A 26071-nucleotide genomic window follows, 5' to 3' on the forward strand; every position below is an offset into this window, starting at 1 on the left:
ACAAGCGACGTCGCTCAGATTGAACCAGTTGGCGATGCAGTACATGCGCAACATTCGCTTAACTCCCACCGGCGGCCGACCGTTGCCCGCCTTCGGGTAATGCGGTTCGATCAACGCGCAGAATTCGGCCCACGGTATCAGTCCTTCCATGCGTGCCAGAAACTCCGCCTTGCGCGTCGCCCGACCGTGCTTCTCGAATCCTCTGCTCGCCGCCAGCGTCATTTGCTTCATCGTTTCAGTCCCAGTGATCAGCTTCTACAGTCAGACTCCATGACAAAAGAATCGTTCACTGTTCTTGGTACTTATTCGGCCTTTCCTTAGATATTACGTTCCTCGCGTTGGTGCCGATGGAAAAAAGGGGACCGTCGCAGCTATCCTCAGTCGAATCGGTGAGAAGCCTGATCGTATGGGCAGTGTTAGGGAAGCTGGAACTCAAATTCAGCAAGTCAGAATTAACGATATCAACCAAACTAGAACTGAATACAGGGCATCGTTTGTTCGTTTCAGGGATGAGTTACCACGCGTCGGTAACAGAACGTCTTCCGTTGAAGAACCTCCAGTCCTTGGCCCGGATCAGGAAGTTATTGAAAAGAATCATTTCAGTTTATTTGTCGACGAATCCGGCGCAGAGATCATCGCCTATCAGGTGACGATGGAGGGTTCAGATATTGCCGCACTAGCGAGGTATTTGACTTTCGCGAACCCTGAGCAGCATACCGTTTCGTTAGATGAAGTCGTTTCTGACGATGCTTGGGAAAAACTTAGTACCGGACAGATGAAGTCCTTCGAGTTCGAGGTTTCAAAACCAAGAAGTAAGCACTACGCGCCAGATCCAAACGATACTTGGACGAAGGATGCTTTCGAATATATGTCGAAGACCGGTGCTACTCGTTTCAAGGTAAAGATACTGACTACCTCGAAAAAAAATGGATTGGTTTCTCAGAATTTTGACGACATAAAAATGCTTTTGTCTTCAAATTTCACGAAGGCACTCAGGGTTAAGATGTCAGACATCGATCATCCTATTGATCTGTTTGCAGACAGGGTGTTCGATAAGGTTACGGTTGGCTTGATAAAAGGGTGGCCCAATGCTTCGCAGCTTTTTGATGAAATCTCTGATGTGAAGCGCACTAATATTTCTTTGAATATTTATCTGAGCAAGGGAAATGAAGCACTGGAATAAGCTCGGATTTGCGCTCTGCTTGGTGATTGGCTATTTGATCGCTCAGCGGAATATGCTTGGCCCATTTCTATCGAATGGCGGCAGCGATCTGCGGACATTTCTTGGTTTGATTGCACAAATTTCAGCAACAATGCTTGGTTTCTTGTTAGCTGCTTTGGCTATTCTGGCATCTATTTCAGGGCATCGGTTGGTCCGAAATATGCAGAAAACAGGCCACTTCAAGGTACTTCTTGAAAAGCTGTTCTTCAATGTTGTCACTTACGGTTTGGCAACAGGGTTATCGCTAGTCGCTTACCTAACCAAGACAAGTCTTGGGGAGATGAGTCTGGTAGCGATCCTGTCGTTTTTCTACGCATCATTCGTTTTGGTTGATATTGGTTGGCGCTTTTGGCTCGTACTTACTAATCTCAATCCAGATTGACGTTGTCAAAAAAATGAAGCTGCTCTTGTGAGGGAGATGATGCGTCTCCGTTGGCAATTTATAACATGAGGGAAAATCTACATTATTTTTCGGATCGTGCGATTTACTTCTTGGCTCTCTGTCTAAGGTAATCCATGTACTCCTGAGCAATTTCTTCGCCGCCGAATTCGAGAATGTCGTCAATAAAGTCAGCATAAGATCTTGCTTCGTTATCGAGCAGTGCTCTTTCAGCACCGTCCGGGCCAATAAAATGCTTGCCAGCTACTTTCGCGGCGGACGTTTTGACACCCTCCCCGGTTTTTCGGGCATGTCGGCGTGCGTCCGTGATGATCATGGCGTGTTTTTCGGTCTTGCGTGTCGCTCCACGCCTCCTCGGTACAAGATGAAAAGCCCCACTCGGGGTCACGCCGCCACGAGTCATGCGAATCGCATCAATTAGAAAATTAGCGGCGGCAACGGGGATTTCCGCTGTAACACACGGCGGTCGCGCGGGATCGTTGCTTGGTTTTCCCGCGAGGAGGCTACGCTCCAGTTGATCAAGAAGCGATTGTGCTCCTTCTGGTGTCTGGGGCGACCATCGGGAGAAGCATCGCTTGGCGATTTTAGGCAGCATTTTTAGAGTTCCGTATTGGGGTGACGGTCGTCGAATTGACGGTTTGGGTATTGCATTGGTTAGCCCAATCATCCATCAAACGACGGCGTTTTTCGAAGAGTGTGCCGCGTGCGTAAGCCGCTTCCGCTTTGTCAGCGAGTTGATGGGCAAGAGCATGTTCGATGACCTCGCGGGGGTAGGCGGTCGTTTCTCCCGCCCAATCACGAAAGGTTGAACGAAACCCGTGCGCAGTGATCACGCTTCCGCTGTTGTCTCGCCATCCGGCTTGCCCGCATTTTTCTGCATCCTCGTTCATCCTGCGAATGACACTAGTCAGGGTCATGTCCGATAACTGTCCGCTTTTTGCGTTTGGAAACAGAAGGTCGCATCCATCCTCGGTCTGGAGGCTCTGGAGCAATTTGATGGCATCCGGTGCAAGGGGGATGCGATGTTCTCGTTCGGCCTTCATCCGGTCCGCGGGGATCGTCCAGAACCTTTCGGCCATGTTGATCTCGGACCACCTCGCGCCACGAACCTCGCCCGATCGTGCCGCCGTCAGAATGGCGAATTCCAGTGCCCTCGCTCCGGTGCCGTCAGCGCTGCGCAGTGCGAGGATGAATTTTCCGACTTCGCGATAGTCGAGCGCCGCATGGTGCTTGGTTTTTTGGACCTTGGAGCGCGGAGGCAAAATATGATCAAGGTGGCCCTTCCAGCGAGCCGGGTTCTCGCCTTTACGCAGGCCGCGGACCTTCGCCCAATCCAGTATGCACTCCATTCTTCCGCGTAGCCGACTGGCGGTCTCCGTTTTGTTGGCCCAGATGGGTTCAAGGATGTCGAGGATGTGCGGCGTATCAATATGTGTGACTTGTAGTTCGCCGATTTTCGGGAAAGCGTAGCTCTCAAGGGTTGCGTTCCATTGCGCTGCATGTTTGGCGCTTTTCCAAGCCGCCTCGTTTGCCGCAATGTAGTTGCCGGCGGCTTCCCGGAAGGTCATCGATGCGGCGACTGCGGCGGCTAGACTGCTGCGTACCTCGATCCGTTCGGCAACGGGATCGATCCCGGCTTCGATTTTTTCCCGTAGCGATCGAGCTTTTTCCTTGGCTCCAGCGAGCGTAACGTCTGGGTAACCTCCGAGTCCTATCTCGCGGCGTTTCCCTCCGATCATCACGCGTAGTAGCCAAGATCGATTTGTATTCCTCGTAACTTGCAGGACAAGGCCGGCAACGCCGCCTACATGGTGATAGCCCGATGTGTTTAAACGACTCACCTCAATAGGCGAAAGCTCTTTTGCTTTTCGAGCCATTTTTCTTACCCCCTTATGTACCCCCCAACAATGGGGCGCTTGCATGGTCTACCGTGACACACGGCGAGACGAATGATTTCATTAAAATCCAATGAAATCAATATTTACCGCAGAGGTAAATAGAGGATTAAGGCGCTTAATCAAGCACTTAATAATGGCGGACAACGGACCCCCTCTCCGCCAGAGATACAAAAAGCCCTGATTTTCCTTGCTAATCAATAGCTTGAGAACATCAGGGCTTTCTTATTTAACCCCACAATCAACCCCAACACTAGCCCCATTGGGGCGGGTAAAAATATCTTATAGGACAGTCCCGAAGTCCTCGGCAGCCTCATCAAATTTGCTTTGGAGGACCTCTACCACTCGCCTCTCCCCAGCCTTCATCCAGACCTCTGCCAGATTGACCTTGGCCTGGAGCGCGTTCCGGATGCCACGACGCTGATGAACTTCCGTCACCTGCTTGAAACCCATCAACTGGGGGCTGCGCTCTTCGCCAAAGTCGGCGAATTGCTGATGGCCAACGGCATGAGGCTTTCCGATGGCACGATTGTCGATGCGACGCTGATTGCCGCACCGCCCTCGACCAAGAATCAGAACAAAGCACGTGATCCCGAGATGCACCAGACAAAGAAAGGCAAGGACTGGCACTTTGGAAAGAAGGTGCACATCGGCGCGGACAGCAAGACGGGATTGGTCCATAGCGCCAGCGTCACGGCGGTCAACATTCATGACACCCACAAGGTCCCGAATCTGTTGCATGGGCAGGAAGCCCGTTTGTACGGCGATAGCGCCTACCGGGGCAAGGCGCAGCGGGAATGGCTCAGAGAACTGGCGCCGAAGGCGAAAGACTTCACCTACAAGCGGGCCTTCGCCATGCTGGCGATGATCAATCTCAACAAATGGGGCCGACCTTTGACAGGAGAGGTGCGTCCGGCATGAGCTGGATACGCGAAGATCCCCCGCATCCATGCCCAAAACCGGCGACTTATACGATGAAAAATCGATTTCTTTCACCATTTCGGCTCAATTTTGACGCGCTACCAAGTTTCTCAGTGGCTTGTTCGGCGTTTCCTTAGGCCCCCCGCCCCCCAATAATCCGGATACCCATCTTTTTAGCACCTCTTGCGTCGGACGCTCTTGCCGCCGGTGCACTTCAACTCCCGAAGAACGCCAGCACCTCGTCCAGTTCGCGCGTCCGCTTCATCGGCGGTAGGCTGCGCCAGATGCGCTTGCCGTAGTGTTTGCCGACGAGGCGCGGGTCGCAGATCATCAGCACACCGCGGTCGGTTTCGTCGCGGATCAACCGGCCGGCGCCCTGCTTGACGTTGATCACCGCGCGCGGCAACTGGTAGTCCATGAAGGCGTTGCGCCCTTCGGCCTTCATCCGGTCGATACGCGCCGAGAGGACCGGGTCGTCCGGCGGCGCGAACGGCAGCTTGTCGATGACCACCAGCGACAGCGCCTCGCCGCGCACATCGACGCCTTCCCAGAAACTCTGGCTGCCGACGAGGATGGCATTGCCGAGGCGGCGGAAGCGTTCGAGCAGTTCGTTCTTGCTGCCCTCGCCCTGGATCAGCAGCGGCAGATCGAGGCCGGCGCGCTCCAGATGCTCCTGCAGCAACTCATGCGTCCGGCGCATGGCGCGCAGCGACGTGCAGAGGAAGAACGCCCGCCCACCGCTGGCCTGCACCACCGGAAACGCCGCCTTGATCACGGCCTCGGTGTAGGTGAAGGTATTCGGCTCGGGCAGACCGGTCGGCGCGTAAAGCACGGCCTGCTGCCCGTAATCGAAGGGGCTGTCCCACGATGCCGACTCCGCATCGACCAGCCCCATCTCCGCGCAGTAGTGGCCGAAGTCCTTCTGCACGGCGAGCGTCGCCGAGGTGAAGATCCACGCGCGCGGATGCCCGCTCATCTGCTTCTGCATGATGTTGGCGATGACCAGCGGCGTCGCGTTCAGCTGCAGCGAGTGGGTGAAGGTCTCGCCCCAGCGCACGTAGTCCTTGTCGGCTCCGTCTTTGCCAACATTCTGCCAGCGGCGCAACTGGGCGACGAGTTCGCCCGCGCGGCGCCAGCAGTTTTCCAGGCCCTCAGAGCGCTGCGCCTGCGTTTCCAGCAGCGCCGTGAACACGTCGAGTTCGCGGATCAGGCCGACGAGGTTGTTGTCGAAGCCCGAACGCTCTTCAAGCTGTGTGAGCGAGAAGCGTGCCGCTTCGACCGGCAGCGTCAGGCGCAGATCCTTCGCCGCCTTCTCGACGACGCCGCAAACCTTCGGCAGGTCGAGACAATCGCGCGCGCCCGCCAGACCTTCGACCTTGGCATCGCGGGCGAGGTCGAGCACCTGCGATGTCGAGACGTTGTTGCCGAAGAACAGGCTGGCGGTCTCGGGCAACTGGTGCGCCTCGTCGAAGATGACGGTGTTGCACGCCGGCAGCAGTTCGGCGGTACCTTCGTCGCGCAGCATCACGTCGGCGAAGAACAGGTGGTGATTGACAACCACCAGATCGGCGGCCAGCGCCTCGCGGCGCGCGGCGAGGACGAAGCACTCCTTGTTGTGCGGGCAGTCCTGGCCGAGGCAGTTCTCGCGCGTCGAGGTGACCATGTTCCAGACCGGCGAGTTTTCGGAGACATCGCCGCATTCGGCCTTGTCGCCGGTCTTGGTCTGCTTGGCGAAACGGGCGACGCGGGCCGCATCGGCGGCATCCTCGCGCGAGAAGAAGCGCCCGTCGGCTTGCGCCCGTTCCAGATGGTAGTGACAGACGTAGTTGGCGCGCCCCTTCAGCAGTGCCACCTGAACCGGCGAGCCGAGCACCTTGCACACGGTCGGGATGTCCTTCGCGAACAGCTGATCCTGCAGGTTCTTGGTGCCGGTCGAGACGATCACCTTGCCGCCCGAGAGCAGCGCCGGGACGAGGTAGGCGAAGGTCTTTCCGGTGCCGGTGCCGGCCTCGGCGACGAGCACCTTGTTGCCGGAAATCGCCGTTGCGATGCGCTCGGCCATTTCCAGCTGCTGCGGCCGGAGCCGGTAGCCGGGGATATTTCCGGCGAGCAGGCCGTCGGGGGAGAAGACGTCGGAGAGCGAAGGCATGCTAATAGTCGGTCACGTGGCATACAAAGGGAAACCACGTCATTCCGGCGAACGCCGGAATCCAGAGGTGCACCACTGGATTCCGGGTCAAGCCTGGAATGACGGATTCCCAAAAGTCGTTTTGATTCATCGTGACAGCTGGCTAGAGCATGTTCTCCAGGAAGGCCCGGGTCCTCGGATGTTCCGGCGCAGCGAACAGCTCGCGCGCCGGGCGCGATTCGACGATGTTGCCCTCGTCCATGAAGATCACCCGGCTGGCGACTTCGCGGGCGAAGCCCATTTCGTGCGTGACGACAACCATCGTCATGCGCTCGTCGGCCAGTTCGCGCATCGTGCGCAGCACTTCGCCGGTCAGCTCCGGATCGAGCGCCGAGGTCGGCTCGTCGAAAAGCATGATGTCCGGCTCCATCGCCAGCGCCCGGGCAATCGCCACACGCTGCTTCTGCCCGCCCGACAGGCGCGACGGATACGCGTCGCGCTTCTCCAGCAGGCCGACCTTCTTCAGCAACGCTTCGGCCTTCGGCACGACCTCGTTCCGACGCATGCCTTTCACGGTCATCGGCGCCTCGATGATGTTCTGCAGCACGGTCAGGTGCGGGAACAGGTTGAAGTGCTGGAAGACCATGCCCATCTTGCCGCAGATACGACGGATCTCGGCGTCCGGCACGTACTGGCAGTGCCCTGCGGTATCGGTCGACACCAGCTTCTCGCCCTCGATTTCGATGGTGCCGCGATGCACGGTCTCAAGGTGAATCAGGCAGCGCAGGAAGGTGCTTTTGCCCGATCCCGAGGGGCCGATGACGGCGATCACCTCGCCCTTGCCGACTTCCAGCGAGACACCCTTCAGGACTTCCACCGGGCCAAAATGCTTGTGCACGTCGACGGCACGGATCATCGCTTCATTCATCATAGACGGCGTATTTCTTTTCCAGCCGCTGGAAGCCGTAGGTCAGCACCAGGGTCATGATCAGGTAGAAGGCGGCGGCGACGATGAACGGCGTCGTCGTGAAGTCGCGCTGGACGATGCCGCGCGCCGCGCGCAAGAGATCGTTCATCGCCAGCACGTAGATCAGCGAGGTGTCCTTCACGAGCGTGATCGTCTCGTTGCTGATCGGCGGCAGGATGCGCTTGATCACCTGCGGCAGGACGATGCGGCGCATGGTCTGCGCGTAGGTCATGCCGAGCACGCGCGCGCCTTCGTACTGCCCGCGGTCGATCGACTGGATGCCGGCACGGAAAATCTCGGCGAAGTAGGCGGCGTAGTTGAGCACGAAGGCGACGATCGCCGCCGGAAAATCAGGCAGGCTGATGCCGATCACCGGCACGAACGGCAGCGCGAAGTAGATGAACAGCATCTGCAGCATCAGCGGCGTACCGCGCATCAGCCAGATGTAGCCATTGACCAGCGTGCCGAGAGCCTTGAAGCGGGAGATGCGCATCAGCGCCAGCGCCAGCCCGAACGGCACGGATAGCACCAGCGTGATGAGGAAGACCTTCAGCGTGACCCCGGTGCCTTGCAGCAGCGGGGGCAGAATATCGAACACGTAGTTCATGAGGGGGACTCGACGACCGGACAGCGAGAATCCGGCCAGGCAGACAAAACCGCGAGTCTACCGGATGGCTGGAGCGAAGGGAATTTCATTCAGCCAATCGCCCTCAACTCGTCAGTTTCTCGGGCACGATGCGCAATGACTCGTCGCCGCCGGTGATCAACATCTCGCCATCCTGAATCATGCATTGCAGGACCATCGAACGCTTCGCCAGTGCGCCGAGCGCCTGGGCATCGTCACCGGCAATCCGGAGAACCGTCAGGTTCGCCAGCTTTTGCAGCGTGGCGCGATTCTGCTCCCACCACACGTCCGTCGCCCGGTCGCCGAAGGCCAGGACCACGACGCGCCCGGCTCGCCCGGACGCCTTTCTCAGCCAGCGCTCGTCCAGCTGCCCGACGTATATCCACAGGTCGATCGCGCCGGTCAGATCCTTCAGCCACAAATCGGGCTCGTCGTCGGTCGACAATCCTTTGCCGAACTCCAGACGCTCGTCGGCAAAAAGCATGAAGGCCAGCAGGCGGACCATCATCCGCGCGTCGTTTTCCGACGGATGCTGCGCGAGCGTGAGGGAGAAGTCCGCATAGACGTTGCGGTCGAGATCGGCGACCGAAAGGTCGGCCTTGAAAATGGTTGCCTTGAGCGCCATGAATTTTTCCGGTTCGTACGGGTCCATCAACGCGCCAAACAGTTCGAAATACCTCTGTGGCCGCCCGTTAAAGATCGTAAACATTGGGGGCCGCTATACTAGCGGAAAACTGCTTCGGGGCCCGGGTTCAATGAGATTACGCCGCACACGCCATTCGCTGCTTGCCGTTGCCACGGGGGCAATGATGTTGGCCACCAGCGCGCTTGCCTTCGACCCGGCCGACCCGTTCCGTACCGACGCCATTACCCCGCAGCCGCCCCGACTGCAACTCCCGGCGGACACCACGTTCGTCCCCTGCCGGACGCTGCCGGCCGACGCGATCTACGGCGTTCTGGAAGTCGTCGACCAGGCGCTGTGCCGCAACCCGAAAACGCACGAAGCCTGGGCCAGCGCCCGGATACAGGCTGCCGAGCTGGGCAGCGCACGCTCGGCCTACCTGCCGGACCTGGATGGCCGGGTTTCGGCGACGCATGCACGCACCGACGGCGACAGCACCGACCAGCGCACCACGGCGCTGACGCTCTCCTGGCTGCTCTACGATTTCGGTGCGCGTGACGCCAACCTCGAAAACGCCCGCCAGTTGCTCGCCGCCGCGTCGTCGACGCTCGACGCCACGGTACAGACGGTTTTCCTGTCGGCGCTGCAGTCCTACTACAACACCCAGGCCGCCCGCGCCGCGCTGACTGCCGCACAGGAATCGGAAAAGGCCAGCCGCGAGAGCCTGACCGCAGCGGAGACGCGCTACCGCGTCGGCACGGCGACCCCGGCCGACCGGCTGCAGGCGCAGACCGCCTGGTCGCAGGCCGTGCTGAACCGGATCAAGGCCGAAGGCACGGTGAAGATCACGCTGGGAACGCTAGCCAACGTCATCGGCCGCGACGCCAGCGCGGTGCTGCGGCTGGACGAGATCCCCCGCGCCATGCCGGACGCGACGTTCGAACACGACGTCGACGGGCTGATCGCCGAAGCCCGTTCGCGCCGCCCCGACCTGCAAGCCGCCGAGGCGCAGGTACGCGCCGCGCAAGCCAGCGCCGACTTCGCGCGCGCCGCAGGCCGCCCGACGCTTTCGCTGAGCACCGGGCCGACCTGGCAGGACAGCGGATCGATCAGCACCAATAGCAACGCGATCGGCCTCACGCTGACGCTGCCGCTGTTCTCCGGATTCGAGACAACCTACCGCGTACGCGCCGCCGAGGCTCGCGTGGACAACATCGCGGCCCAGCGCGAGTCCCTGCGCCAGCAGGTGGCGCTCGACGTCTGGACCGGCTACCAGAATCTGCTGACCGCCACCCACACGATCCGCACCACCGCCGACCTGCTGGCCAGCGCCGAGCAGTCGGAGCGTGTCGCGCTCGGCCGCTACAAGGCCGGCGTCGGCACCATCCTCGACGTGCTCAACGCGCAAAGCGCCCTCGCCGCCGCCCGCGTCCAGCGCATCCAGGCCGCCCTCGACTGGCACATCTCGCGCGCCACACTGGCCAAGGCCGTGGGCTCCCTCGACAATCGCTTGCTGAATTCCGCTGCGGACATCCCGATCCCATGAAGCCGATCCTGAGAAATTCTCTCCTCGCTGCTCTTGTCTGCTCTGTTGCCCTGGCCGGCGGCGGCTACGTTTACTGGCGCGATCACCAGGCGCAAGCGCCGGAGAACCGCTACCGGCTGCAGGTCCTCGAGAAAGGCGACATCACCCAGACGGTCTCGGCCAACGGCACCCTCAACCCGATCGTGCTGGTCAACGTCGGCACGCAGGTCTCCGGTACCGTCACCCGGCTGTATGTCGATTTCAACGACAAGGTCGAAAAAGGCCAGCCGCTGCTCGAACTCGACCAGTCGCTGCTGGCCGCGCAGGCCCGCCAGTCGGCAGCCAACGTCGGCAATGTCGCCGCGACGCTCGATCTGGCGCGAGCGAATGAAGCGCGCATGAAGGCGCTGTTCGCGCAGGAATACGTCTCGCGGCAGGAACTCGACCAGGCCATCCAGGCGCGCCGGTCGGCCGAAGCGCAACTGGCGCAGGCCAAAGCGGCTGCCGACAAGGACAAGGTCAACCTCGGCTATACGGTAATCCGCTCGCCGGTGTCCGGCATCGTCATCGACCGCGTGGTCGACCTTGGCCAGACCGTCGCTGCCAGTTACCAGACGCCGACGCTGATCAAGATCGCCCAGGATCTCTCCGAGATGCGCATCGATTCGAGCTTCGCCGAAGCCGACATCGGCAAGATCCAGGTCGGCCAGAAGGTCCGCTTCACCGTCGATGCCTTTCCCGACCGCAATTTCACCGGCGAGGTGCAGCAGATCCGCATGAACCCGACGACGACGCAGAACGTCGTCACCTACAACGTGCGCGTGTCGCTGGAAAACCCCGATCACATCCTGCTCCCGGGCATGACGGCGTACGTCAATATCGGCGTCGCGCAACGCAAAGATATCCTGCTGGTGCCCAACGCCGCGCTGCGCTTCAAGCCGGCCGAGGCGGAACAAACCAATGGCACCGAGGCGCCACCGGCCACCAGCCCGAGAGCCCGCAATGGTGGCGGTGGTGGCGGAGGCGAAGGCAAGGCCCGGGGCAAAAAAGCCGGCGGCGCGAGCGGCCGCATTTACGTCGTCGAGGGCCGCACGATCCGGCCGGTGAGCGTGCAGCTCGGCATCACCGACAACCGCAGCACGGAGATCATCGGCGGCGAATTGAAGGCGGGCGATACGATCGTCGTCAGCGAGGCCCCGACCGCCGCGACCAAGCCGAGCAGCGTCGGCATGAGGCTGTTCTGATGACGGAAAACGCGCCCGACGAGGTCATCCGCGTCGTCGGCCTCGGCAAGTCCTACGTCACGCCGGCAGGGCCATTCCCGGCGCTGAAGGGCGTGGATCTGACGATCCGTCGCGGCGAGTACGTGGCGATCATGGGGCCGTCGGGTTCCGGCAAGTCGACATTCATGAACCTGCTCGGTTGCCTCGACACGCCGACGATGGGGGACTATTACCTCGTCGGGCGCAACGTCGCCCACCTGCAGAGCGACGAACTGGCGATCCTGCGCAACCGGACGATCGGTTTCGTCTTCCAGGGATTCAACCTGCTGCCGCGCATGTCGCTGGAGGACAACGTCGCGCTGCCGCTGGTCTATGCCCATCTCGAGCGCGAACCGCGGCGCAGGAAGGCGCGCGAAATGCTGGCCAAGGTCGGGCTCGACGGCTATGCGCAATCGGTGCCGGCCAAGATTTCCGGCGGCCAGCAGCAGCGCGTGGCGATTGCCCGCGCCCTGATCAACTCGCCGAGCCTGATCCTCGCCGACGAACCGACCGGCAACCTCGACAGCCACACCAGCGAGGAAATCATGGCGCTCTTCCGCGCGCTCAACGACGAAGGCATCACCATCGTGCTCGTCACCCACGAGCACGACATCGCCGATCACGCGAAGCGGCAGGTACGGTTTCTGGACGGATTGATCGTCAGCGATCTTCGGACTGCGCGATCGCCCGAGGGGGCTCCGCTGGATTCCGGCCTGCGCCGGAATGACGAGCAGGATTCCACGCCCCTCGCAAACTCCGTCATCCCGGAGCAAGCCGGGATCCAGCCACCACGCCAATGAAGCAGCCATGCGTTTATCTCCTCGCCAGCCGCCGCAACGGAACGCTCTACACCGGCGTCACCTCCGATCCTGTCCAGCGCATCTGGCAGCACAAGAACGATCTGGTGCATGGCTTTACTCAGAGGTACCGCGTGCACACGCTGGTCTGGTACGAAGCTCACGCCACCATGGAATCAGCGATCGCCCGCGAGAAGGCGATCAAGGAATGGAAACGGGCGTGGAAGCTCGAACTCATCGAAATGCTCAACCCCGAATGGCGGGATCTTTACGAGGGGATCATCTGATGCGCCGCAACTGGATCCCGGCTTTCGCCGGGATGACGAGGATTCTTCTACCACTATGGGTAATTCCGTCATCCCGGCGAAAGCCGGGATCCAGTACTGCCGCTGACTATTCGACAAGGCCACAGCCATGCTAAAACCCATGCTCGGCGAAGCCTGGCACGCCATGGGTTCGAACAAGCTGCGCACGGCGCTGACCATGCTCGGGATGGTCATCGGTGTCGGTTCGGTGGTGCTGATGATGGCCATCGGCCAGGGCGCGCAGTACGCCGTCGCGCAGACGATCAGCACCATGGGCAGCAACCTCTATGTAATCATCGCCGGCTGGACGCAGTCGGCCGGCGTGCGTACCGGCGGCGGCTATGGCTTTACCCTGCGCCTCGGCGACGCGGACGCGATCGGCGAACTCGACGACATCGTCACCGTGGCGCCGGTGCACCAGGGTACCCGGCAGCTGATCTACGGCGCGAAGAACTGGAACGCCGTCGTCGTCGGCAGCACGCCCTCGTACCTCGACGCGCGCTCCTGGGCGCTGGCCAGCGGCTCGACCTTTTCCGACGAAGACGTCCGCTCGGCGACCCGCGTGGCGCTGCTCGGCAAGACGGTGATCGAAAACCTCTTCGACCCCGGCGAAGACCCCATCGGCAAGACCATCCGGCTGCAGAACACCCCTTTCGAGGTCATCGGCACGCTGACCTCGAAAGGGCAGAACCTCGACGGCCGTGATCAGGACGACACCATCATCATTCCGCTCTCCACCGCCCAGCGGAAGGTCTTCGGCGTGCCGTTCGCCGGCTCGGTGCGCGTGATCATGGTCAAGGCCGCTTCGGCGGAAGCCATGCCGCTCGTCGAGAAATCGGTCACCTCCCTGCTCCGCCAGCGCCACCGCCTCCGCGACGACCAGGACAACGACTTCTACATCCGCAACCTCGCCGCCGCGGCGGACACGGCGGCCGAGACAACCCGCGTCATGTCCATGCTGCTCGGCGCCATCGCCTCGGTATCACTGCTCGTCGGCGGCATCGGCATCATGAACATCATGCTCGTTTCGGTCACCGAGCGAACGCGCGAGATCGGCATCCGCATGGCCATCGGCGCGCGCAAGAAGGACATCCTCGCCCAGTTCCTGCTCGAAGCGATCATGCTCTCCGTCACCGGCTGCCTGATCGGGCTGGTACTCGGCATCGGCGGCGCGCTGCTGGTCAACCGGCTTACCGACATGGTCATCGTCATCTCCGGTGGCGCCGTGCTCGTAGCCTTCGCGGTCGCTGCGGGCGTTGGCGTTTTCTTCGGCTTCTACCCGGCGCGCAAGGCTGCGGCGCTCGATCCGATCGAGGCGCTGCGCTATCAGTGACAGCGGGGGTAAATCCCGGTAATTGGCTGCCGGTTTAACGCCATTTACAGGGGATCGCCACAGAATAGTCACACGGCATTTCCGCACGCGGCACTGCCCGATATCGACCCTTCTGTGGAGAAACCCATGAAAGCACTTCGCCCCTCGTTACTGATCCTGGCATCGACCCTCGCCTTCTCTGCCTGCGCCCACGAAGGACCGCCGCCGCGCGACCACAAGGGGCCGCCGCCGCACTTCGACGCCAGCCTGTGCAAGGACAAGGCGCCCGGCACCGCGGTCGAGACGACCACACCCGACGGACGGACGATCAAGGGCACCTGCCAGTTGGTCTTCCTGCCGGAGCGCCCGCCCCGCGACGAACGTCCGCAATAACCCCGAAAGCGGCATGGTTGCGTAGCGTATTGGGGGAATGTCGGCCGCGCGGGCAGTTGTGGATTTCCACCTGCCCGTGAGGCTTCGGAAGTGGTTTAATTGCGGCTTTTCTTTTTTTCCGCTTTTCCGGAGTCAGGATCTCCCATGCCCGTCTATGCCCTCGGCGCCCATACGCCAAACGTTCATCCGCAAAGCTGGATCGCCCCGAACGCGGCGGTCATCGGTCAGGTCACTATCGAGCGTAACGTCTCCATCTGGTGGAACTGCACGCTGCGCGGCGACACCGACCTGCTCCACGTCGGGGAAAACACCAACATCCAGGACGGCTCGGTGCTGCACACCGACCCCGGCCTGCAACTGGTCATCGGCCGCGACGTCACCATCGGTCACCGGGTCATCCTGCACGGCTGCGTCGTCGGCGACGGCTGCCTGATCGGCATGGGCGCCACCCTGCTCAACCGCTCGGTGATCGGCAAGCACTGCCTGATCGGCGCCAACGCGCTGATTCCCGAAGGCAAGGTCATCCCCGAACGCTCTCTGGTCGTCGGCGCACCGGGGCGCATCGTCCGCCAGCTGACCGACGAGGAGCTGGAAAAGATCGCCCGCGGCAACCACCACTACATTGAGAACTGGCAGCGTTACCAGCAGGAACTGCGGCAGCTTTGAGAGCTTGTAAGCGATGACCACCCTGCTGCTCAAGGACGCCGACGTCCTCGTCACCATGGACGCCGAACGGCGTGAAATCGCCGGTGGCGGCGTGTTCATCCGCGATGGCGTCATCGAGGCGGTCGGACCGACACCGGAACTCCCGACAACGGCCGACGAGGTCGTGTCGCTCGCCGGCTGCGTCGCCCTGCCCGGCCTCGTCAACACCCACCACCACATGTACCAGAGCCTGACGCGGGCGATTCCCGGCGCGCAGGACGCCGAGCTGTTCGCGTGGCTGCGGCGGCTGTACCCGATCTGGGCCGGCATCACGCCGGAGATGATCCGCGTGTCGACGCTGACAGCAATGGCCGAGCTGATCCTCTCCGGCTGCACCACGTCCAGCGACCACCTCTACCTCTACCCGAACGGCTCGCGCCTCGACGACTCGATCGAGGCCGCGGCGACGATCGGCATGCGTTTCCACGCCGCGCGCGGCAGCATGAGCGTCGGCGAAAGCCAGGGCGGCCTGCCGCCCGACCGGCTGGTGGAAGACGAAAAAACCATCCTGAAGGACACCCAGCGCCTCATCGAGACCTGGCACGATCCAAAGCGGCACGCCATGCAGCGCATCGTCGTCGCGCCCTGCTCGCCGTTCTCGGTCAGCCGCGACCTGATGCGCGAAGCCGCCGAACTCGCCCGCCAGTACAAGGTCTCGCTGCACACCCACCTCGCCGAGAACGACAACGACGTCGCCTACAGCCGCGAAAAGTTCGGCATGACACCGGCCGAGTACGCCGAATCACTCGGCTGGGTCGGCCACGACGTCTGGCACGCGCACTGCGTCAAGCTCGACACGCCGGGCATCGGCCTGTTCGCCCGCACCGGCACCGGCGTGGCGCACTGCCCCTGCTCGAACATGCGCCTCGCCTCCGGCATCGCCCCGATTCCGGCGATGCGCGAGGCCGGCGTACCGGTCGGCCTCGGCGTCGACGGCAGCGCCTCGAACGACGCCGGCCACCTGCTCGGCGAAACCCGCCAGGCGATGCTGCTCGCCCGTGTCGGTTTCGGACCGTCGGCGATGAGCGCCCGCCAGGCGCTCGAACTCGCCACGCTCGGCGGCGCCAGGGTGCTCAACCGCGACGACATCGGCGCGCTCGTGCCGGGGATGAGCGGCGACATCGTCGCCTTCGCCACCAACGGGCTCGATCTTGCCGGTGCCGCCGTGCACGACCCGGTCGCCTCGCTCGTTTTCTGCACGCCGCAAAACGTGCGCCATTCAGTCATCAACGGCAAACGAATCGTCGGCGATGGACAACTGCTACCGGTCGAGTTGCCGGCGCTGATCGAACAGCACAACAGGCTGGCGCGGGAGTTGCTCAACAGTCGCCATTGACGGCGATGTATCTCCCCGGCCACAAGATATAACGAATAAGAGGGGAGATACAGATGGCCAGAACCGAGCGATACCACAAGATCCGCGCCATCCTCGGAGCGACGCGCAGGCTGCGCCTCCAGGAGTTGATGACGCGGTTCGAGGTCTCAAGAGCAACCGTATTCCGCGACATCGCCTTCTTGCGCGACCGCCTCGGCGTACCGCTTGAGTACGATCGGGATACTGGCGAATGGCGCCTCCTTGAACACCAGGATCTAGCCGAGTTACCCGGCCTCTGGCTGACCGCCACCGAAATCCACGCCCTGCTGAGCATGCAGCAACTGCTGGAGAACATCGATGCCGGCGGACTCCTGCGCGACCACCTGCAGCCCCTGCGCCAGCGTCTGCTCGGCATGCTCGGCACGGGCAGCCACTCCGCCGAGGAAATTGCCCGGCGCATCCGCATCCTCGCCGCCGCGCCCCGTGCCTGCATCGTGGCCGGATTCGAAACCATCGCCGACGCGCTACTCACCCGCCAGCGACTGAAAATCCACTACCACGCCCGCACCACGGCGGAAGACTCCATGCGCGAAGTTTCCCCGCAGCGCCTCGTCCACTACCGTGACAACTGGTATCTCGATGCCTGGTGCCACACGCGCCGCGCCCTGCGCAGCTTCGCGGTCGACCGTATCGCCAGCGCAAAACCCCTCGCCACGCCTGCGAATGAAATCGACGACGCCGAACTCGACCGCCAACTGACCACCGGCTACGGCATTTTCGCCGGCAGTGAAGTGCATTGGGCCACCCTGCGCTTCTCCGCCCACCGTGCCCGCTGGGTCGCCAGCGAGCGCTGGCATCCCCGGCAGGAAAGCTGCTGGTTGCCCGACGGCCGTTACCAGCTGCGCCTGCCCTACAGCGCCGACCCGGAACTGATCATGGACATCCTCAAATACGGCCCCGATTGCGAAGTCGTTGAGCCCGCTGACCTCAGGCAACGGGTAAGGGAAGAACTGGCGGCAGCGATGAAAAATTATTCGTGAGTCGCAGGTTATGAGACTGGGATTGGATAGGATGGGGCGGAATCGATGAACGGGAGACAACCGTGAACACGAAAGAGGAAGTCTTGTCGATGGATTCTGCAGCTCTCGCATCCGGGATGAATGCGGATCGCGACAAGACAAAGGCACGGGTTGCGCATCTCAGAAATGATGAGGGCGATTTGGTCTGCCACGATCTGGATGATCATCTGGCCGAGGTCTCCCGTCTTGCGGCGATGTTTGCCGAAGCATTCGGCGCGGCTCCTTGGGCGGCACTTGCCGGTTTGTGGCACGACCTTGGCAAATTCCGCGAAGGCTTCCAGCGCTATATCCGCCAATGCGGCGACCCGGATGCGCATATCGAGGGGCGCGTTGCCGGAACGGACAAGACACATTCGGCAGCCGGCGCCCTATGGGCGCAGCGCTATCTCGAAGAAGTGGATAAACGCTCGGGGCCGGTCGTCGCCCGCGTACTCTCCTACCTGATCGCCGGCCATCATGCCGGGCTGTCGGATTGGGCAGGCGAAAACAAGAGCCTGCATAACCGCTTTGCGTCCGAAGACGCCCAAAGGGAACTGGCGACGGCCTGCGCCGCGCCCATTCCCGAACACCTCCTGAAACCGGCCGGTCCCTTGCCCGATATGGCGGACCTGTTCCGCTACCGCGACGACGACAAGAACGACCCCATTCCCGGCCGTTTCGCGCTATGGGTGCGGATGCTCTTTTCCTGCCTGGTGGATGCCGATTTCCTCGATACCGAGGCCTTCATGTCGCCGGAGAAAAGCGAAGTACGGCAGGGCTTTCCCGGTCTCGACGTACTGGAACCGTTGCTTGCCGAACGTCTCGCCAGAATGGCCCGCGACGTTGCCGCGCGCGGCGAGGCCGATAGCAAGGTCAACCGCAAGCGCGCCGACGTCCTGCGCGCCTGTCTCGCCAAAGCCGAACAGCCGCCTGGCGTGTTCAGTCTGACGGTGCCGACCGGTGGCGGGAAGACACTATCCAGCTTGGCTTTCGCGCTACGCCACGCGGTACTTCAAGAAAAAAACGATCAGCGAACGGTGAAGCTCAAACGCCGGATCATCTATGCCATCCCCTACACCAGCATCATCGAGCAGACGGCGGGTATCTTCCGGGGTATTTTCGGCGACGAGAACGTCATCGAGCACCACAGCAACGTCGAAGTCGACGAACGCCAGGAAACCGCCCGCTCGCGGCTCGCGTGTGAAAACTGGGAAGCGCCGCTGGTCGTTACCACCAACGTGCAGTTGCTGGAAAGCTTGTTCGCCAACCGCACCTCACGCTGCCGCAAACTGCACAACCTGGTCGGTAGCGTCATCATTCTCGACGAAGCGCAATTGCTGCCGGTTGCTTACCTGCAGCCGGTGGTCGATGTCCTGCGCCTGCTGGTCAAGGATTACGGTGTCACGTTGGTGTTGTGCACCGCCACCCAGCCGACACTGGAAACACGTACAGGCTTCGATCAGGCCAGGGCCTTGCGCGGCTTCAAGGCCGGCGAGGTGCGCGAGATCGTCGACGACGTGCCCGGCCTTTACGCCGATCTGGAGCGGGTGCGGGTGCATCTCCCTGCCGATCTGAACGCGACGCGCACCTGGGACGATCTGGCGCCGGAAATCGCCCGCCACGAGGCCGTGCTCGCCATCGTCGGCCGCCGCGCCGATGCCCGCGACCTCTACCGCCAACTCAAGACTGAAAATCCCGAAGGACTCTGGCACCTCTCCGGCCTGATGTGCGCCGAGCATCGCAGCGACACCATTCAGGCCATCAAGGCCGCACTGGCCGAACGGCGGCAGGCTTTGAGTGCAGGAGAGGTTGGCAAACCGATCCGGGTCGTCAGCACGCAATTGGTGGAAGCCGGCGTCGACATCGATTTCCCCGTGGTCTATCGGGCGCTGGCTGGACTCGATTCCATCGCCCAGGCTGCCGGGCGCTGTAACCGCGAAGGGCGGCTGGAACGCGGCGAGGTGCATGTCTTCGTGCCGCCCAAATCGCCACCGCCGGGCTTGCTGCGCCTGGCCGAACAGGCAACCCGAATTCTTTGGGCCGGCCTTCCGGTGGAAGCCGACCCCATGGGTGTCGAGCGCTTTGGCGAGTTCTTCCGCAGGCTCTACGGCGATGCACGGCTGGACGAAAAAGACATCTGCCGGCTGCTGCGCGTCGGTCGTGAAGCCGACGTGATGTTCCGCACCGCCGCCGAGCGTTTCCGGTTGATCGACGAACAGGATGGCGCTACCGTTTTCGTCCGCTACCGGCGTGACCCGAGTGACGACCGCATTGGCATGTGGCTGAACGCCCTCAAGAAGAACGGACCGGACCGCTGGCTCCTGCGCAAACTGCAACGCTACGGAGTAACCATCTACGACACTGACCTGCAGCGTCTGCTCAAGCAAGGCGACATCGAACCCTTGGGTGGCGACTTCCCCGGCTTGTACGTGCAGTCGGCAGACAACGATGTGCTTTACGACAAGGTTCTGGGGATCGATGTCGACGGCGTACCCGGTGACCCTGGCAAGCTCATCCTGTGAGCCTTTCGAAACGCATAATGCAAAAAGTTTAAGAAAGGAGGAGCAATGACGTGTTTTTGCCTTGAGGTCTCAGGCGATTTCGCCTGCTTTACCCGCCCCGAGATGAAAGTCGAAAGGGTGTCCTACGACGTGATGACGCCTTCCGCAGCGCGCTCGGTGTTCGAGGCCATTTTGTGGAAGCCGGCGATCCGTTGGGAGGTAAAGCGTATCGAAGTGCTCAAGCCGATCCGCTGGATCAGCGTGCGGCGCAATGAGGTGGCGTCCAAAGTGTCGGTGCGCAATGCGCAGACAGCCATGGGTGCCGGCAAGGGCAACCTCGCTCTATACGTGGAGGAAGACCGCCAGCAGCGTGCCGGGCTGTTCCTGCGCGACGTGGCCTATCGCATCCATGCCGAACTGGTGCCGGTTGGCGACGACGCCCGCAGCAATCCGGCCAAGTACCGCGAGATGTTCCAGCGGCGGGCGGAAAAGGGGCAATGCGTCAATCAGCCCTACCTCGGCTGCCGGGAATTCGCGGCCCGCTTTCGGCTGGTCGATCAGCCCGCCGACGAGCCCCCAGCCATCGACGAAACCCGCGATCTCGGCTGGATGCTCTTCGACATGGACTTTACTGCGGTCAACGACCCAAAACCGCAGTTTTTCCGCGCCGACATGCGGCGCGGAGTGATCGACCTGACGAAAGCGCAGGTGATGGGATGATCCTTCAGGCGCTTTACGACTACTACCAGCGCAAGGTAGCCGATCCCGACCCAACCCGGCGTCTGCCGGCCTTTGGCCTGGAAGACAAGGAAATTCCCTTCATTATCGAGTTGGCCGCAGACGGCAGGCCTTTAGGCATCGTCGATACCCGGCAGATCGAAGGCAAGAAAAAGGTGGCGCGGCGTTATTTGGTACCCAAGGGCATCAAGAAAGCGTCGGGGATCGCTGCGAATCTATTGTGGGATACCGCCGAGTACGCGCTCGGTGTTGATGTTCGAGGCAATCCAGAACGGGTGGAAAAGCAACATGCGGCTTTTCGTCAAAGGATTGCCGATTTGCCTGAGAGCGCGCGTCGGGATAGCGGAATTCAGGCCCTGGAACGCTTCTACGAGAATGGGGGGGTATCTGTACTGAGCGCCGATCCAGCTTGGCCAGAAATACTCGAAAGTAATTCAACGTTGACATTCCGCCTCCATGGCGAATGCGACCTGATTTGTCAGCGTTTGGCCGTAGTCTCAGGAACGCATTCAGAAACTCCTGAAGGGCAGCGCTTCGCACAGTGCCTGATAACTGGAAACAATGCTCCTGTGGCAATACTTCACTCTTCTATTAAGGGTGTGTGGGGGGCTCAAACATCTGGTGCAAACATCGTCTCCTTCAATGCGCGTGCTTACGAGTCTTATGGGAAAGTTGAGCGACAAGGTGAAAATGCTCCCGTTAGTGAGTTTGCCGCCTTCGCCTACACCACTGCCCTGAATCACCTGCTCGACCGCAATTCGCGGCAGCGTTTTCAGGTAGGCGATGCGTCGACGGTGTTCTGGGCGCAGAAGGAAGACGCCGAGGCCGAATCGGTCTTTGCTGCGGTTTTCGGCGAACAGCAGGACGATCCGGACGCCCGTATCGAACTGGTGCGCGTTGTCCTAAGCGCCGTACAGTCCGGCCAGTTCGACGGTGGGCGCGGCGAGAACCGTTTTTACGTCCTCGGTCTGGCACCGAATGCGGCACGGATTTCGGTTCGCTTCTGGTACGCCGCGCCTTTGCATGAAGTCGCCCAGCGCATCCGTCAGTGGTTCGCCGATCTCAAGATGGTACGCGGCGGCAAGGACCCGGAATATCCCAGCCTGTTCCGACTGCTGGCGGCCTGCGCCCAGCAGGGCAAGGCTGACAACATTCCGCCCAATCTGGGTGGTGACATCATGCGCGCGATCCTTGCCGGCAACCCCTTCCCGGCCACCTGGCTCAACGCGGCGGTGCAACGCTGCCGTGCCGAGCAGAACGTCACCTACCTGCGCGCGGCGGCGATCAAGGCTTGCCTCAACCGTTCCCGCCGCTTCCCCGATTCCTCTTTTATCCAGGAGTTTTCCGACATGCTTGATCTAGCCAATACCAATGCGGCTTATCGCCTGGGGCGTCTTTTCGCGGTCTTGGAAAAGATCCAGGAAGAAGCCAACCCCGGCCTCAATGCCACCATCCGCGAACGCTATTACGGCGCGGCGTCCAGTACGCCGGTAGCGGTTTTCACCACGCTGCTGCGCTTGAAGAATCACCATCTGGCCAAGTTCACCAATCACGGCCGGGCGGTGAATTTCGAGCGGCTGCTCGGCGAAATCCTCGGCGGCATCGCCGATTTCCCAAGGCACCTGAGCCTGCCCGACCAAGGGCGTTTCAGCCTCGGCTACTACCACCAGCGCCAAGACTTTTTCAACAAATCCACCCAATCCGACGAATCCACCCAGGGAGAATCCAAATGAGCCTGAACAACCGCTATGACTTCGTTCTCGTTTTCGATGTGCGCGATGGCAACCCCAATGGCGACCCCGATGCTGGCAACCTGCCTCGCCTCGACGCCGAATCCGGCCACGGGCTGGTGACCGATGTGTCGCTCAAGCGCAAGGTGCGCAATTTCGTCGGACTGGTGAAGGGCGAAACGCCGCCTTTCGACATCTATGTGAAAGAAAAGGCGGTTCTCAATCAGGCGCACGAAAAAGCTTATATCGCTATTGGCGCCGAAGAGGAACTCAAGGGCGACAAGAAGCGCAAAGGCAGCGGCGACACGGTAGACAAGGCACGGAAATGGATGTGCGCCAACTTCTTCGATGTGCGGACCTTCGGTGCGGTGATGGGTTTAGGCATCAACTGCGGCCAGGTACGCGGCCCCGTGCAACTGACTTTCGCCCGCTCCATCGATCCCATCATCGCCCAGGAACATTCGATCACCCGCATGGCGGTCGCGACGGAAGCCGAGGCCGAAAAGCAGCAGGGCGACAACCGCACCATGGGCCGCAAGCACACCGTCCCTTACGGCGTCTATGTGGCGCACGGCTTCGTGTCCTCCTTCCTCGCCAAGCAGACCGGCTTTGGCGAAGAAGACCTGGAACTGCTCTGGCAGGCGCTGGAACAGATGTTCGAGCATGACCGTTCAGCAGCGCGCGGTGAAATGGCGACGCGCGGGCTGTACGTCTTCAAGCACGATTCGGAACTGGGCAACGCGCATGCGCACTCGCTTTTCGACCGCATCAAGGTGGCGCGTAAAGCGGATGTAGAGGTGGCGCGCAGCTTTGCCGACTACGAGGTGAGCATTGACGATACAAGCTTGCCGCCCGGAGTGACGTTGATCAAGCGGGTGTAGGCACCGCTACCGCCGCCCCGCCCAATACTCCGGATGCCTGCTGTGGTGGGCGATGGCGACGATTTCCAGCGTCTCGCCTTTTACCCGATAAACAACGGTGTAAGGGTAGCGCTGGAAAATCAGGCGGCGGGTGTGGCTGCCACCGTGTTCGCCGATTTCCGGGTGAGTTTTCAGGAGGTTTTGCGTATGTTCAAGATCGTCGAGAAAACCGGCCGCGATGCGCGAGCCGGCTTCCTTGAGATACCACGCGAAAGCCCGCTGGATTTCCCGTCGGGCTGCGGGGTGCAGGCGGATGGAAATCACGCCAGTCGGGCGCGCAGTTCGGCAATGACCTGTTCGGCGGGTACGGTCTCTACCTCACCGGCCTCGAGCTGTGCGACGCGGCGAGCGATCTCCTCATCCCAGGCGGCGGTGATGGCCTCCGGCGTATCGACGCTGACCCAGAGCTTTTCCGCCAGATCAACGCGCTCGCCCGGGCTGAGTTGCATGGCGGCCTGGGCAACTTGCTGGTAAGTGAGCGGCATTGTGAAATCCTCCTGTGCGATAGACCATGGATTGTAGAGAAGTTCTTTCTGGATTGCTCGCACGATGACCGGCGAACCTGTCGACCCCATCCCACTCTCCGCCCTCCAGCACTGGTGCTACTGCCCGCGCCAGTGCGCCCTGATCCACATCGAGCAGGTATTCGAGGACAATCTTTTCACTCAACGCGGCCAGGCCTTGCACAAGCGGGTGGATGATCCAGGCTTTGAAGTGCGCGACGGGCTGCGCATCGAGCGGGCCTTGCCGCTGTTCAGCGATACGCTCGGGCTGGTCGGCAAGGCCGATGTGGTCGAGTTCCTGCCCGACGGCACGCCTTACCCGGTGGAGTACAAACACGGCTCCCGGAACAAGCGGGCCGACATTGCCGCCTGCGACGATGTGCAACTGGCGGCACAGGCTCTCTGCCTGGAAGAAATGTTCGGCACGCCGGTGCTGGAAGGCGCCCTGTACTACGCCAGTTCAAGGCGGCGGCGAATCGTTGCAGTCGATTCCGGTCTGCGGGAAAAAACCATGCTGACCATCGCTGAGGTGCGCAACCTGCTGGCAGCTGGCATTACACCACCGCCGCTGGCTGACGAACACTGCCGCGCGTGCTCGCTGCGCGACCTCTGCCAACCGGACGCGGTACATGACAAATCGGGGCGCGAAGCTGCACTGGCGCATCTGTTCGAACCGAAGGACTGAGATGCAGTTGCTCAACACCCTGTACGTAACGACGCCAGAGAGCTACGTCCATCTCGACAACAACACCGTGCGTCTGGAAATCGAGCACGAGACAAGGCTGCGTGTGCCGCTGCATCACCTGGGTGCAGTGGTCTGCTTCGGGAAGGTTTCGGTCTCGCTCCCGCTGATGCATCGCCTGGCGGAAGATGGCGTGACGCTGGTTCTGCTCGACGCCAATGGGCGCTTCAAGGCGAGGCTCGAAGGCGCAGTGTCGGGGAACGTTCTGCTGCGGCAGGCGCAGCACCGTTCGGTTGACGATGCGGGTTTCGCCCTCAAACTGGCACGCAATTGCATCGCCGGCAAGGTACGCAACTGTCGCCAGGTGCTGTTGCGCGGCGCACGGGAAAGCAAGGTCGAGGAAGACGCCGCCATCCTCACGCGCGGTGCCGACGACCTTGCCGCTGCCTTGCGCGCCCTGCCGACAGCGAGCGATCTCGACACCCTGCGCGGTATAGAGGGCGAAGCAGCCCGCCAATATTTCGCCGCGCTCAACCATCTCGTTCGCCCGTCGGCCCGAGAAGCCTTCCGCATGGACGGGCGCACTCGGCGACCGCCACGCGACCGGGTCAATGCCTTGCTCTCCTTCTTGTACTCACTTCTGATGAACGACTGCCGTTCTGCCATCGAAGCCGCCGGTCTCGATCCGCAAATCGGTTTCCTGCATGCCGTCCGCCCGGGGCGTGCAGCCCTCGCGCTCGACCTGATGGAGGAGTTCCGTTTTTTTGCCGACCGACTGGCGTTATCGCTGATTAATCGCGGCCAACTCGATGCCGACGATTTTGTCGAGCGAGAAGGCGGCGCGGTGCTGCTTGAAGGCGACGCCCGCAAGACAGTTCTGGTCGCCTACCAGGAGCGCAAGCAGGAAGCCACATCTCACCCGCTGCTGGCCGAAAGCCTGCCCTTCGGGCTATTGCCACACGTCCAGGCGCACCTGCTCGCCCGAACCCTGCGCGGCGATACCGATGACTACCTCCCTTATCTGGTGCGCTGATGCTGGTCATCGTCTGCTACGACGTCAACACCGAAACCCGTGCCGGACGTCGCCGTCTGCGCCGCGTCGCCAAGCTCTGCGAAGGCGTCGGACAACGAGTACAGAAATCGGTTTTCGAGTGCCAGATCGACAGGGCACAATTTGAATCGCTCGAACGCGACCTGACCACCGAAATTGACCCCAAGGAAGACAACTTGCGCTTCTACCGCATTGCCGAACTGCGCGGCTACGAAGTGCGTGAACACGGTTGTTTCCGGGCTACCGATTTCGACGCGCCACTGGTGCTATGAAGATGCGCGAACCACGAGTACCCAGAGTTTTCCCGGGAGGTTCGCGCAAATTGCAAGCAACTGATTATCTTGCATTTACCACCCCAGCTTCGGTTCGCGTAAGATGCTGCCTGCTCCGTAAGGACTGGGTTCGCGCAACACGCTCGAATTGTCTTTACGCTATCTCGACTTACGAGAGATGAGCATCGCTCCCCGGCAACGGGGAGCGCGGATTGAAACCCG

The 26071-nt window shown here is 61.5% G+C and carries 27 protein-coding genes and 1 pseudogene; 19 read left to right on the forward strand and 9 right to left on the reverse strand.

The genetic code is table 11. From position 1 onward, the window contains the following. A partial coding sequence (locus BO74_RS16685) for a transposase (protein WP_496443797.1) occupies nt 1–231 on the reverse strand: 231 nt, incomplete at its 3' end. 175 nt (nt 232–406) lie between these two features. On the opposite strand from BO74_RS16685, the gene BO74_RS16690 reads away from it, so the two are divergent. Next, nucleotides 407–1183, forward strand: coding sequence for a DUF6731 family protein (locus tag BO74_RS16690; RefSeq protein WP_496443799.1), 777 nt, complete (start codon nt 407–409; stop codon nt 1181–1183). Next, nucleotides 1167–1604, forward strand: coding sequence for a hypothetical protein (locus BO74_RS16695; RefSeq protein ID WP_496443801.1), 438 nt, complete (start codon nt 1167–1169; stop codon nt 1602–1604). The genes BO74_RS16690 and BO74_RS16695 overlap by 17 nt, the downstream gene beginning before the upstream one ends. 103 nt (nt 1605–1707) lie before the next feature. Here BO74_RS16695 and BO74_RS16700 read toward each other — a convergent pair whose 3' ends face one another. Further along, complete coding sequence (locus BO74_RS16700) at nt 1708–2217, reverse strand: hypothetical protein (protein WP_496443803.1); 510 nt, start codon at nt 2215–2217, stop codon at nt 1708–1710. Beyond that, entirely contained in the window at nt 2207–3499 is a 1293-nt protein-coding gene (locus BO74_RS16705; RefSeq protein ID WP_496443805.1) for a tyrosine-type recombinase/integrase, read from the reverse strand. The genes BO74_RS16700 and BO74_RS16705 overlap by 11 nt, the downstream gene beginning before the upstream one ends. A gap of 327 nt (nt 3500–3826) precedes the next feature. On the opposite strand from BO74_RS16705, the pseudogene BO74_RS16710 reads away from it, so the two are divergent. Then, nucleotides 3827–4438 (forward strand): annotated as a pseudogene (locus BO74_RS16710) (IS5 family transposase); the annotation flags it as partial. Nucleotides 4439–4652: 214 nt separating this feature from the next. Here BO74_RS16710 and yoaA read toward each other — a convergent pair. The 4 genes from yoaA to BO74_RS16730 form a co-directional block, all read right to left on the reverse strand. Beyond that, nucleotides 4653–6587: a DNA repair helicase YoaA gene (yoaA, locus tag BO74_RS16715; protein ID WP_496443807.1), complete on the reverse strand. Its 1935-nt coding sequence runs from the start codon at nt 6585–6587 to the stop codon at nt 4653–4655. Between the two features lie 142 nt (nt 6588–6729). Next, a complete protein-coding gene (locus tag BO74_RS16720) occupies nt 6730–7497 on the reverse strand; it encodes an amino acid ABC transporter ATP-binding protein (RefSeq protein ID WP_496443809.1) in 768 nt (255 codons plus the stop codon). Then, a complete protein-coding gene (locus tag BO74_RS16725) occupies nt 7487–8140 on the reverse strand; it encodes an amino acid ABC transporter permease (protein WP_305073012.1) in 654 nt (217 codons plus the stop codon). Before BO74_RS16725 ends, BO74_RS16720 begins: the two co-directional genes overlap by 11 nt. A gap of 103 nt (nt 8141–8243) precedes the next feature. Then, nucleotides 8244–8783 carry a YaeQ family protein gene (locus BO74_RS16730; RefSeq protein WP_496443843.1) on the reverse strand — a complete coding sequence of 180 codons (540 nt, stop codon included), beginning with the start codon at nt 8781–8783 and terminating at the stop codon, nt 8244–8246. 130 nt (nt 8784–8913) lie between these two features. On the opposite strand from BO74_RS16730, the gene BO74_RS16735 reads away from it, so the two are divergent. The 13 genes from BO74_RS16735 to cas7c all read left to right on the forward strand — a co-directional run bounded on the left by BO74_RS16735 (nt 8914) and on the right by cas7c (nt 23302). Next, nucleotides 8914–10326 carry a TolC family protein gene (locus BO74_RS16735; RefSeq protein ID WP_496443811.1) on the forward strand — a complete coding sequence of 471 codons (1413 nt, stop codon included), beginning with the start codon at nt 8914–8916 and terminating at the stop codon, nt 10324–10326. After that, entirely contained in the window at nt 10323–11549 is a 1227-nt protein-coding gene (locus BO74_RS16740) for an efflux RND transporter periplasmic adaptor subunit (RefSeq protein WP_496443813.1), read from the forward strand. The genes BO74_RS16735 and BO74_RS16740 overlap by 4 nt, the downstream gene beginning before the upstream one ends. After that, the gene (locus BO74_RS16745) at nt 11549–12367 is read left to right on the forward strand and encodes an ABC transporter ATP-binding protein (RefSeq protein WP_496443815.1); all 819 of its coding nucleotides are present in this window, start codon (nt 11549–11551) and stop codon (nt 12365–12367) included. Before BO74_RS16740 ends, BO74_RS16745 begins: the two co-directional genes overlap by 1 nt. Next, on the forward strand, nt 12364–12651 hold the full coding sequence (locus BO74_RS16750; RefSeq protein WP_496443816.1) for a GIY-YIG nuclease family protein: 288 nt from the start codon (nt 12364–12366) through the stop codon (nt 12649–12651). The genes BO74_RS16745 and BO74_RS16750 overlap by 4 nt, the downstream gene beginning before the upstream one ends. A 127-nt stretch (nt 12652–12778) precedes the next feature. Further along, nucleotides 12779–14002, forward strand: coding sequence for an ABC transporter permease (locus BO74_RS16755; protein ID WP_496443818.1), 1224 nt, complete (start codon nt 12779–12781; stop codon nt 14000–14002). Between the two features lie 126 nt (nt 14003–14128). Beyond that, on the forward strand, nt 14129–14374 hold the full coding sequence (locus tag BO74_RS16760; RefSeq protein ID WP_496443820.1) for a hypothetical protein: 246 nt from the start codon (nt 14129–14131) through the stop codon (nt 14372–14374). A gap of 144 nt (nt 14375–14518) precedes the next feature. Then, nucleotides 14519–15040, forward strand: coding sequence for a gamma carbonic anhydrase family protein (locus tag BO74_RS16765; protein ID WP_496443822.1), 522 nt, complete (start codon nt 14519–14521; stop codon nt 15038–15040). 13 nt (nt 15041–15053) lie between these two features. Then, nucleotides 15054–16415, forward strand: coding sequence for an 8-oxoguanine deaminase (locus tag BO74_RS16770; RefSeq protein ID WP_496443824.1), 1362 nt, complete (start codon nt 15054–15056; stop codon nt 16413–16415). 53 nt (nt 16416–16468) lie between these two features. Continuing rightward, entirely contained in the window at nt 16469–17434 is a 966-nt protein-coding gene (locus tag BO74_RS16775) for a helix-turn-helix transcriptional regulator (RefSeq protein ID WP_496443826.1), read from the forward strand. A 62-nt stretch (nt 17435–17496) separates the two neighbouring features. Continuing rightward, the gene (cas3, locus tag BO74_RS16780; protein ID WP_496443828.1) at nt 17497–19974 is read left to right on the forward strand and encodes a CRISPR-associated helicase Cas3'; all 2478 of its coding nucleotides are present in this window, start codon (nt 17497–17499) and stop codon (nt 19972–19974) included. A 45-nt stretch (nt 19975–20019) separates the two neighbouring features. Further along, a complete protein-coding gene (gene cas5c, locus BO74_RS16785) occupies nt 20020–20673 on the forward strand; it encodes a type I-C CRISPR-associated protein Cas5c (protein WP_496443830.1) in 654 nt (217 codons plus the stop codon). After that, nucleotides 20670–22424 (forward strand): type I-C CRISPR-associated protein Cas8c/Csd1, encoded by a 1755-nt coding sequence (gene cas8c / locus BO74_RS16790; RefSeq protein WP_496443831.1) that lies wholly within the window; start codon nt 20670–20672, stop codon nt 22422–22424. Before cas5c ends, cas8c begins: the two co-directional genes overlap by 4 nt. Next, complete coding sequence (gene cas7c, locus BO74_RS16795; protein WP_496443833.1) at nt 22421–23302, forward strand: type I-C CRISPR-associated protein Cas7/Csd2; 882 nt, start codon at nt 22421–22423, stop codon at nt 23300–23302. The genes cas8c and cas7c overlap by 4 nt, the downstream gene beginning before the upstream one ends. 6 nt (nt 23303–23308) lie before the next feature. Here cas7c and BO74_RS16800 read toward each other — a convergent pair whose 3' ends face one another. Together BO74_RS16800 and BO74_RS16805 are read right to left on the reverse strand one after the other, a co-directional pair. Next, entirely contained in the window at nt 23309–23605 is a 297-nt protein-coding gene (locus tag BO74_RS16800; protein ID WP_496443835.1) for a type II toxin-antitoxin system RelE/ParE family toxin, read from the reverse strand. Beyond that, nucleotides 23602–23826 carry an addiction module protein gene (locus BO74_RS16805; protein ID WP_496443837.1) on the reverse strand — a complete coding sequence of 75 codons (225 nt, stop codon included), beginning with the start codon at nt 23824–23826 and terminating at the stop codon, nt 23602–23604. Before BO74_RS16805 ends, BO74_RS16800 begins: the two co-directional genes overlap by 4 nt. Nucleotides 23827–23890: 64 nt before the next feature. On the opposite strand from BO74_RS16805, the gene cas4 reads away from it, so the two are divergent. Genes cas4 through cas2 form a run of 3 tightly spaced genes read left to right on the forward strand, consistent with a single transcriptional unit; the run spans nt 23891 to nt 25849 of the window. Next, on the forward strand, nt 23891–24529 hold the full coding sequence (cas4, locus tag BO74_RS16810; RefSeq protein ID WP_496443839.1) for a CRISPR-associated protein Cas4: 639 nt from the start codon (nt 23891–23893) through the stop codon (nt 24527–24529). A gap of 1 nt (nt 24530) precedes the next feature. Beyond that, the gene (gene cas1c, locus BO74_RS16815) at nt 24531–25559 is read left to right on the forward strand and encodes a type I-C CRISPR-associated endonuclease Cas1c (protein ID WP_496443841.1); all 1029 of its coding nucleotides are present in this window, start codon (nt 24531–24533) and stop codon (nt 25557–25559) included. Then, nucleotides 25559–25849: a CRISPR-associated endonuclease Cas2 gene (cas2, locus tag BO74_RS16820; RefSeq protein WP_305075219.1), complete on the forward strand. Its 291-nt coding sequence runs from the start codon at nt 25559–25561 to the stop codon at nt 25847–25849. The genes cas1c and cas2 overlap by 1 nt, the downstream gene beginning before the upstream one ends. The last annotated feature ends 222 nt before the right edge of the window (nt 25850–26071 follow it).

This window comes from Propionivibrio pelophilus DSM 12018 (assembly GCF_059569095.1).

Bases quoted from the DNA above. Each gene is read 5' to 3' on its own strand.
- BO74_RS16690 (WP_496443799.1), top strand. From the start codon at position 407: ATGGGCAGTGTTAGGGAAGCTGGAACTCAAATTCAGCAAGTCAGAATT.
- BO74_RS16695 (WP_496443801.1), top strand. From the start codon at position 1,167: ATGAAGCACTGGAATAAGCTCGGATTTGCGCTCTGCTTGGTGATTGGC.
- BO74_RS16700 (WP_496443803.1), bottom strand. From the start codon at position 2,217: ATGCTGCCTAAAATCGCCAAGCGATGCTTCTCCCGATGGTCGCCCCAG.
- BO74_RS16705 (WP_496443805.1), bottom strand. From the start codon at position 3,499: ATGGCTCGAAAAGCAAAAGAGCTTTCGCCTATTGAGGTGAGTCGTTTA.
- yoaA (WP_496443807.1), bottom strand. From the start codon at position 6,587: ATGCCTTCGCTCTCCGACGTCTTCTCCCCCGACGGCCTGCTCGCCGGA.
- BO74_RS16720 (WP_496443809.1), bottom strand. From the start codon at position 7,497: ATGATGAATGAAGCGATGATCCGTGCCGTCGACGTGCACAAGCATTTT.
- BO74_RS16725 (WP_305073012.1), bottom strand. From the start codon at position 8,140: ATGAACTACGTGTTCGATATTCTGCCCCCGCTGCTGCAAGGCACCGGG.
- BO74_RS16730 (WP_496443843.1), bottom strand. From the start codon at position 8,783: ATGGCGCTCAAGGCAACCATTTTCAAGGCCGACCTTTCGGTCGCCGAT.
- BO74_RS16735 (WP_496443811.1), top strand. From the start codon at position 8,914: ATGAGATTACGCCGCACACGCCATTCGCTGCTTGCCGTTGCCACGGGG.
- BO74_RS16740 (WP_496443813.1), top strand. From the start codon at position 10,323: ATGAAGCCGATCCTGAGAAATTCTCTCCTCGCTGCTCTTGTCTGCTCT.
- BO74_RS16745 (WP_496443815.1), top strand. From the start codon at position 11,549: ATGACGGAAAACGCGCCCGACGAGGTCATCCGCGTCGTCGGCCTCGGC.
- BO74_RS16750 (WP_496443816.1), top strand. From the start codon at position 12,364: ATGAAGCAGCCATGCGTTTATCTCCTCGCCAGCCGCCGCAACGGAACG.
- BO74_RS16755 (WP_496443818.1), top strand. From the start codon at position 12,779: ATGCTAAAACCCATGCTCGGCGAAGCCTGGCACGCCATGGGTTCGAAC.
- BO74_RS16760 (WP_496443820.1), top strand. From the start codon at position 14,129: ATGAAAGCACTTCGCCCCTCGTTACTGATCCTGGCATCGACCCTCGCC.
- BO74_RS16765 (WP_496443822.1), top strand. From the start codon at position 14,519: ATGCCCGTCTATGCCCTCGGCGCCCATACGCCAAACGTTCATCCGCAA.
- BO74_RS16770 (WP_496443824.1), top strand. From the start codon at position 15,054: ATGACCACCCTGCTGCTCAAGGACGCCGACGTCCTCGTCACCATGGAC.
- BO74_RS16775 (WP_496443826.1), top strand. From the start codon at position 16,469: ATGGCCAGAACCGAGCGATACCACAAGATCCGCGCCATCCTCGGAGCG.
- cas5c (WP_496443830.1), top strand. From the start codon at position 20,020: ATGACGTGTTTTTGCCTTGAGGTCTCAGGCGATTTCGCCTGCTTTACC.
- cas8c (WP_496443831.1), top strand. From the start codon at position 20,670: ATGATCCTTCAGGCGCTTTACGACTACTACCAGCGCAAGGTAGCCGAT.
- cas7c (WP_496443833.1), top strand. From the start codon at position 22,421: ATGAGCCTGAACAACCGCTATGACTTCGTTCTCGTTTTCGATGTGCGC.
- BO74_RS16805 (WP_496443837.1), bottom strand. From the start codon at position 23,826: ATGCCGCTCACTTACCAGCAAGTTGCCCAGGCCGCCATGCAACTCAGC.
- cas4 (WP_496443839.1), top strand. From the start codon at position 23,891: ATGACCGGCGAACCTGTCGACCCCATCCCACTCTCCGCCCTCCAGCAC.
- cas1c (WP_496443841.1), top strand. From the start codon at position 24,531: ATGCAGTTGCTCAACACCCTGTACGTAACGACGCCAGAGAGCTACGTC.
- cas2 (WP_305075219.1), top strand. From the start codon at position 25,559: ATGCTGGTCATCGTCTGCTACGACGTCAACACCGAAACCCGTGCCGGA.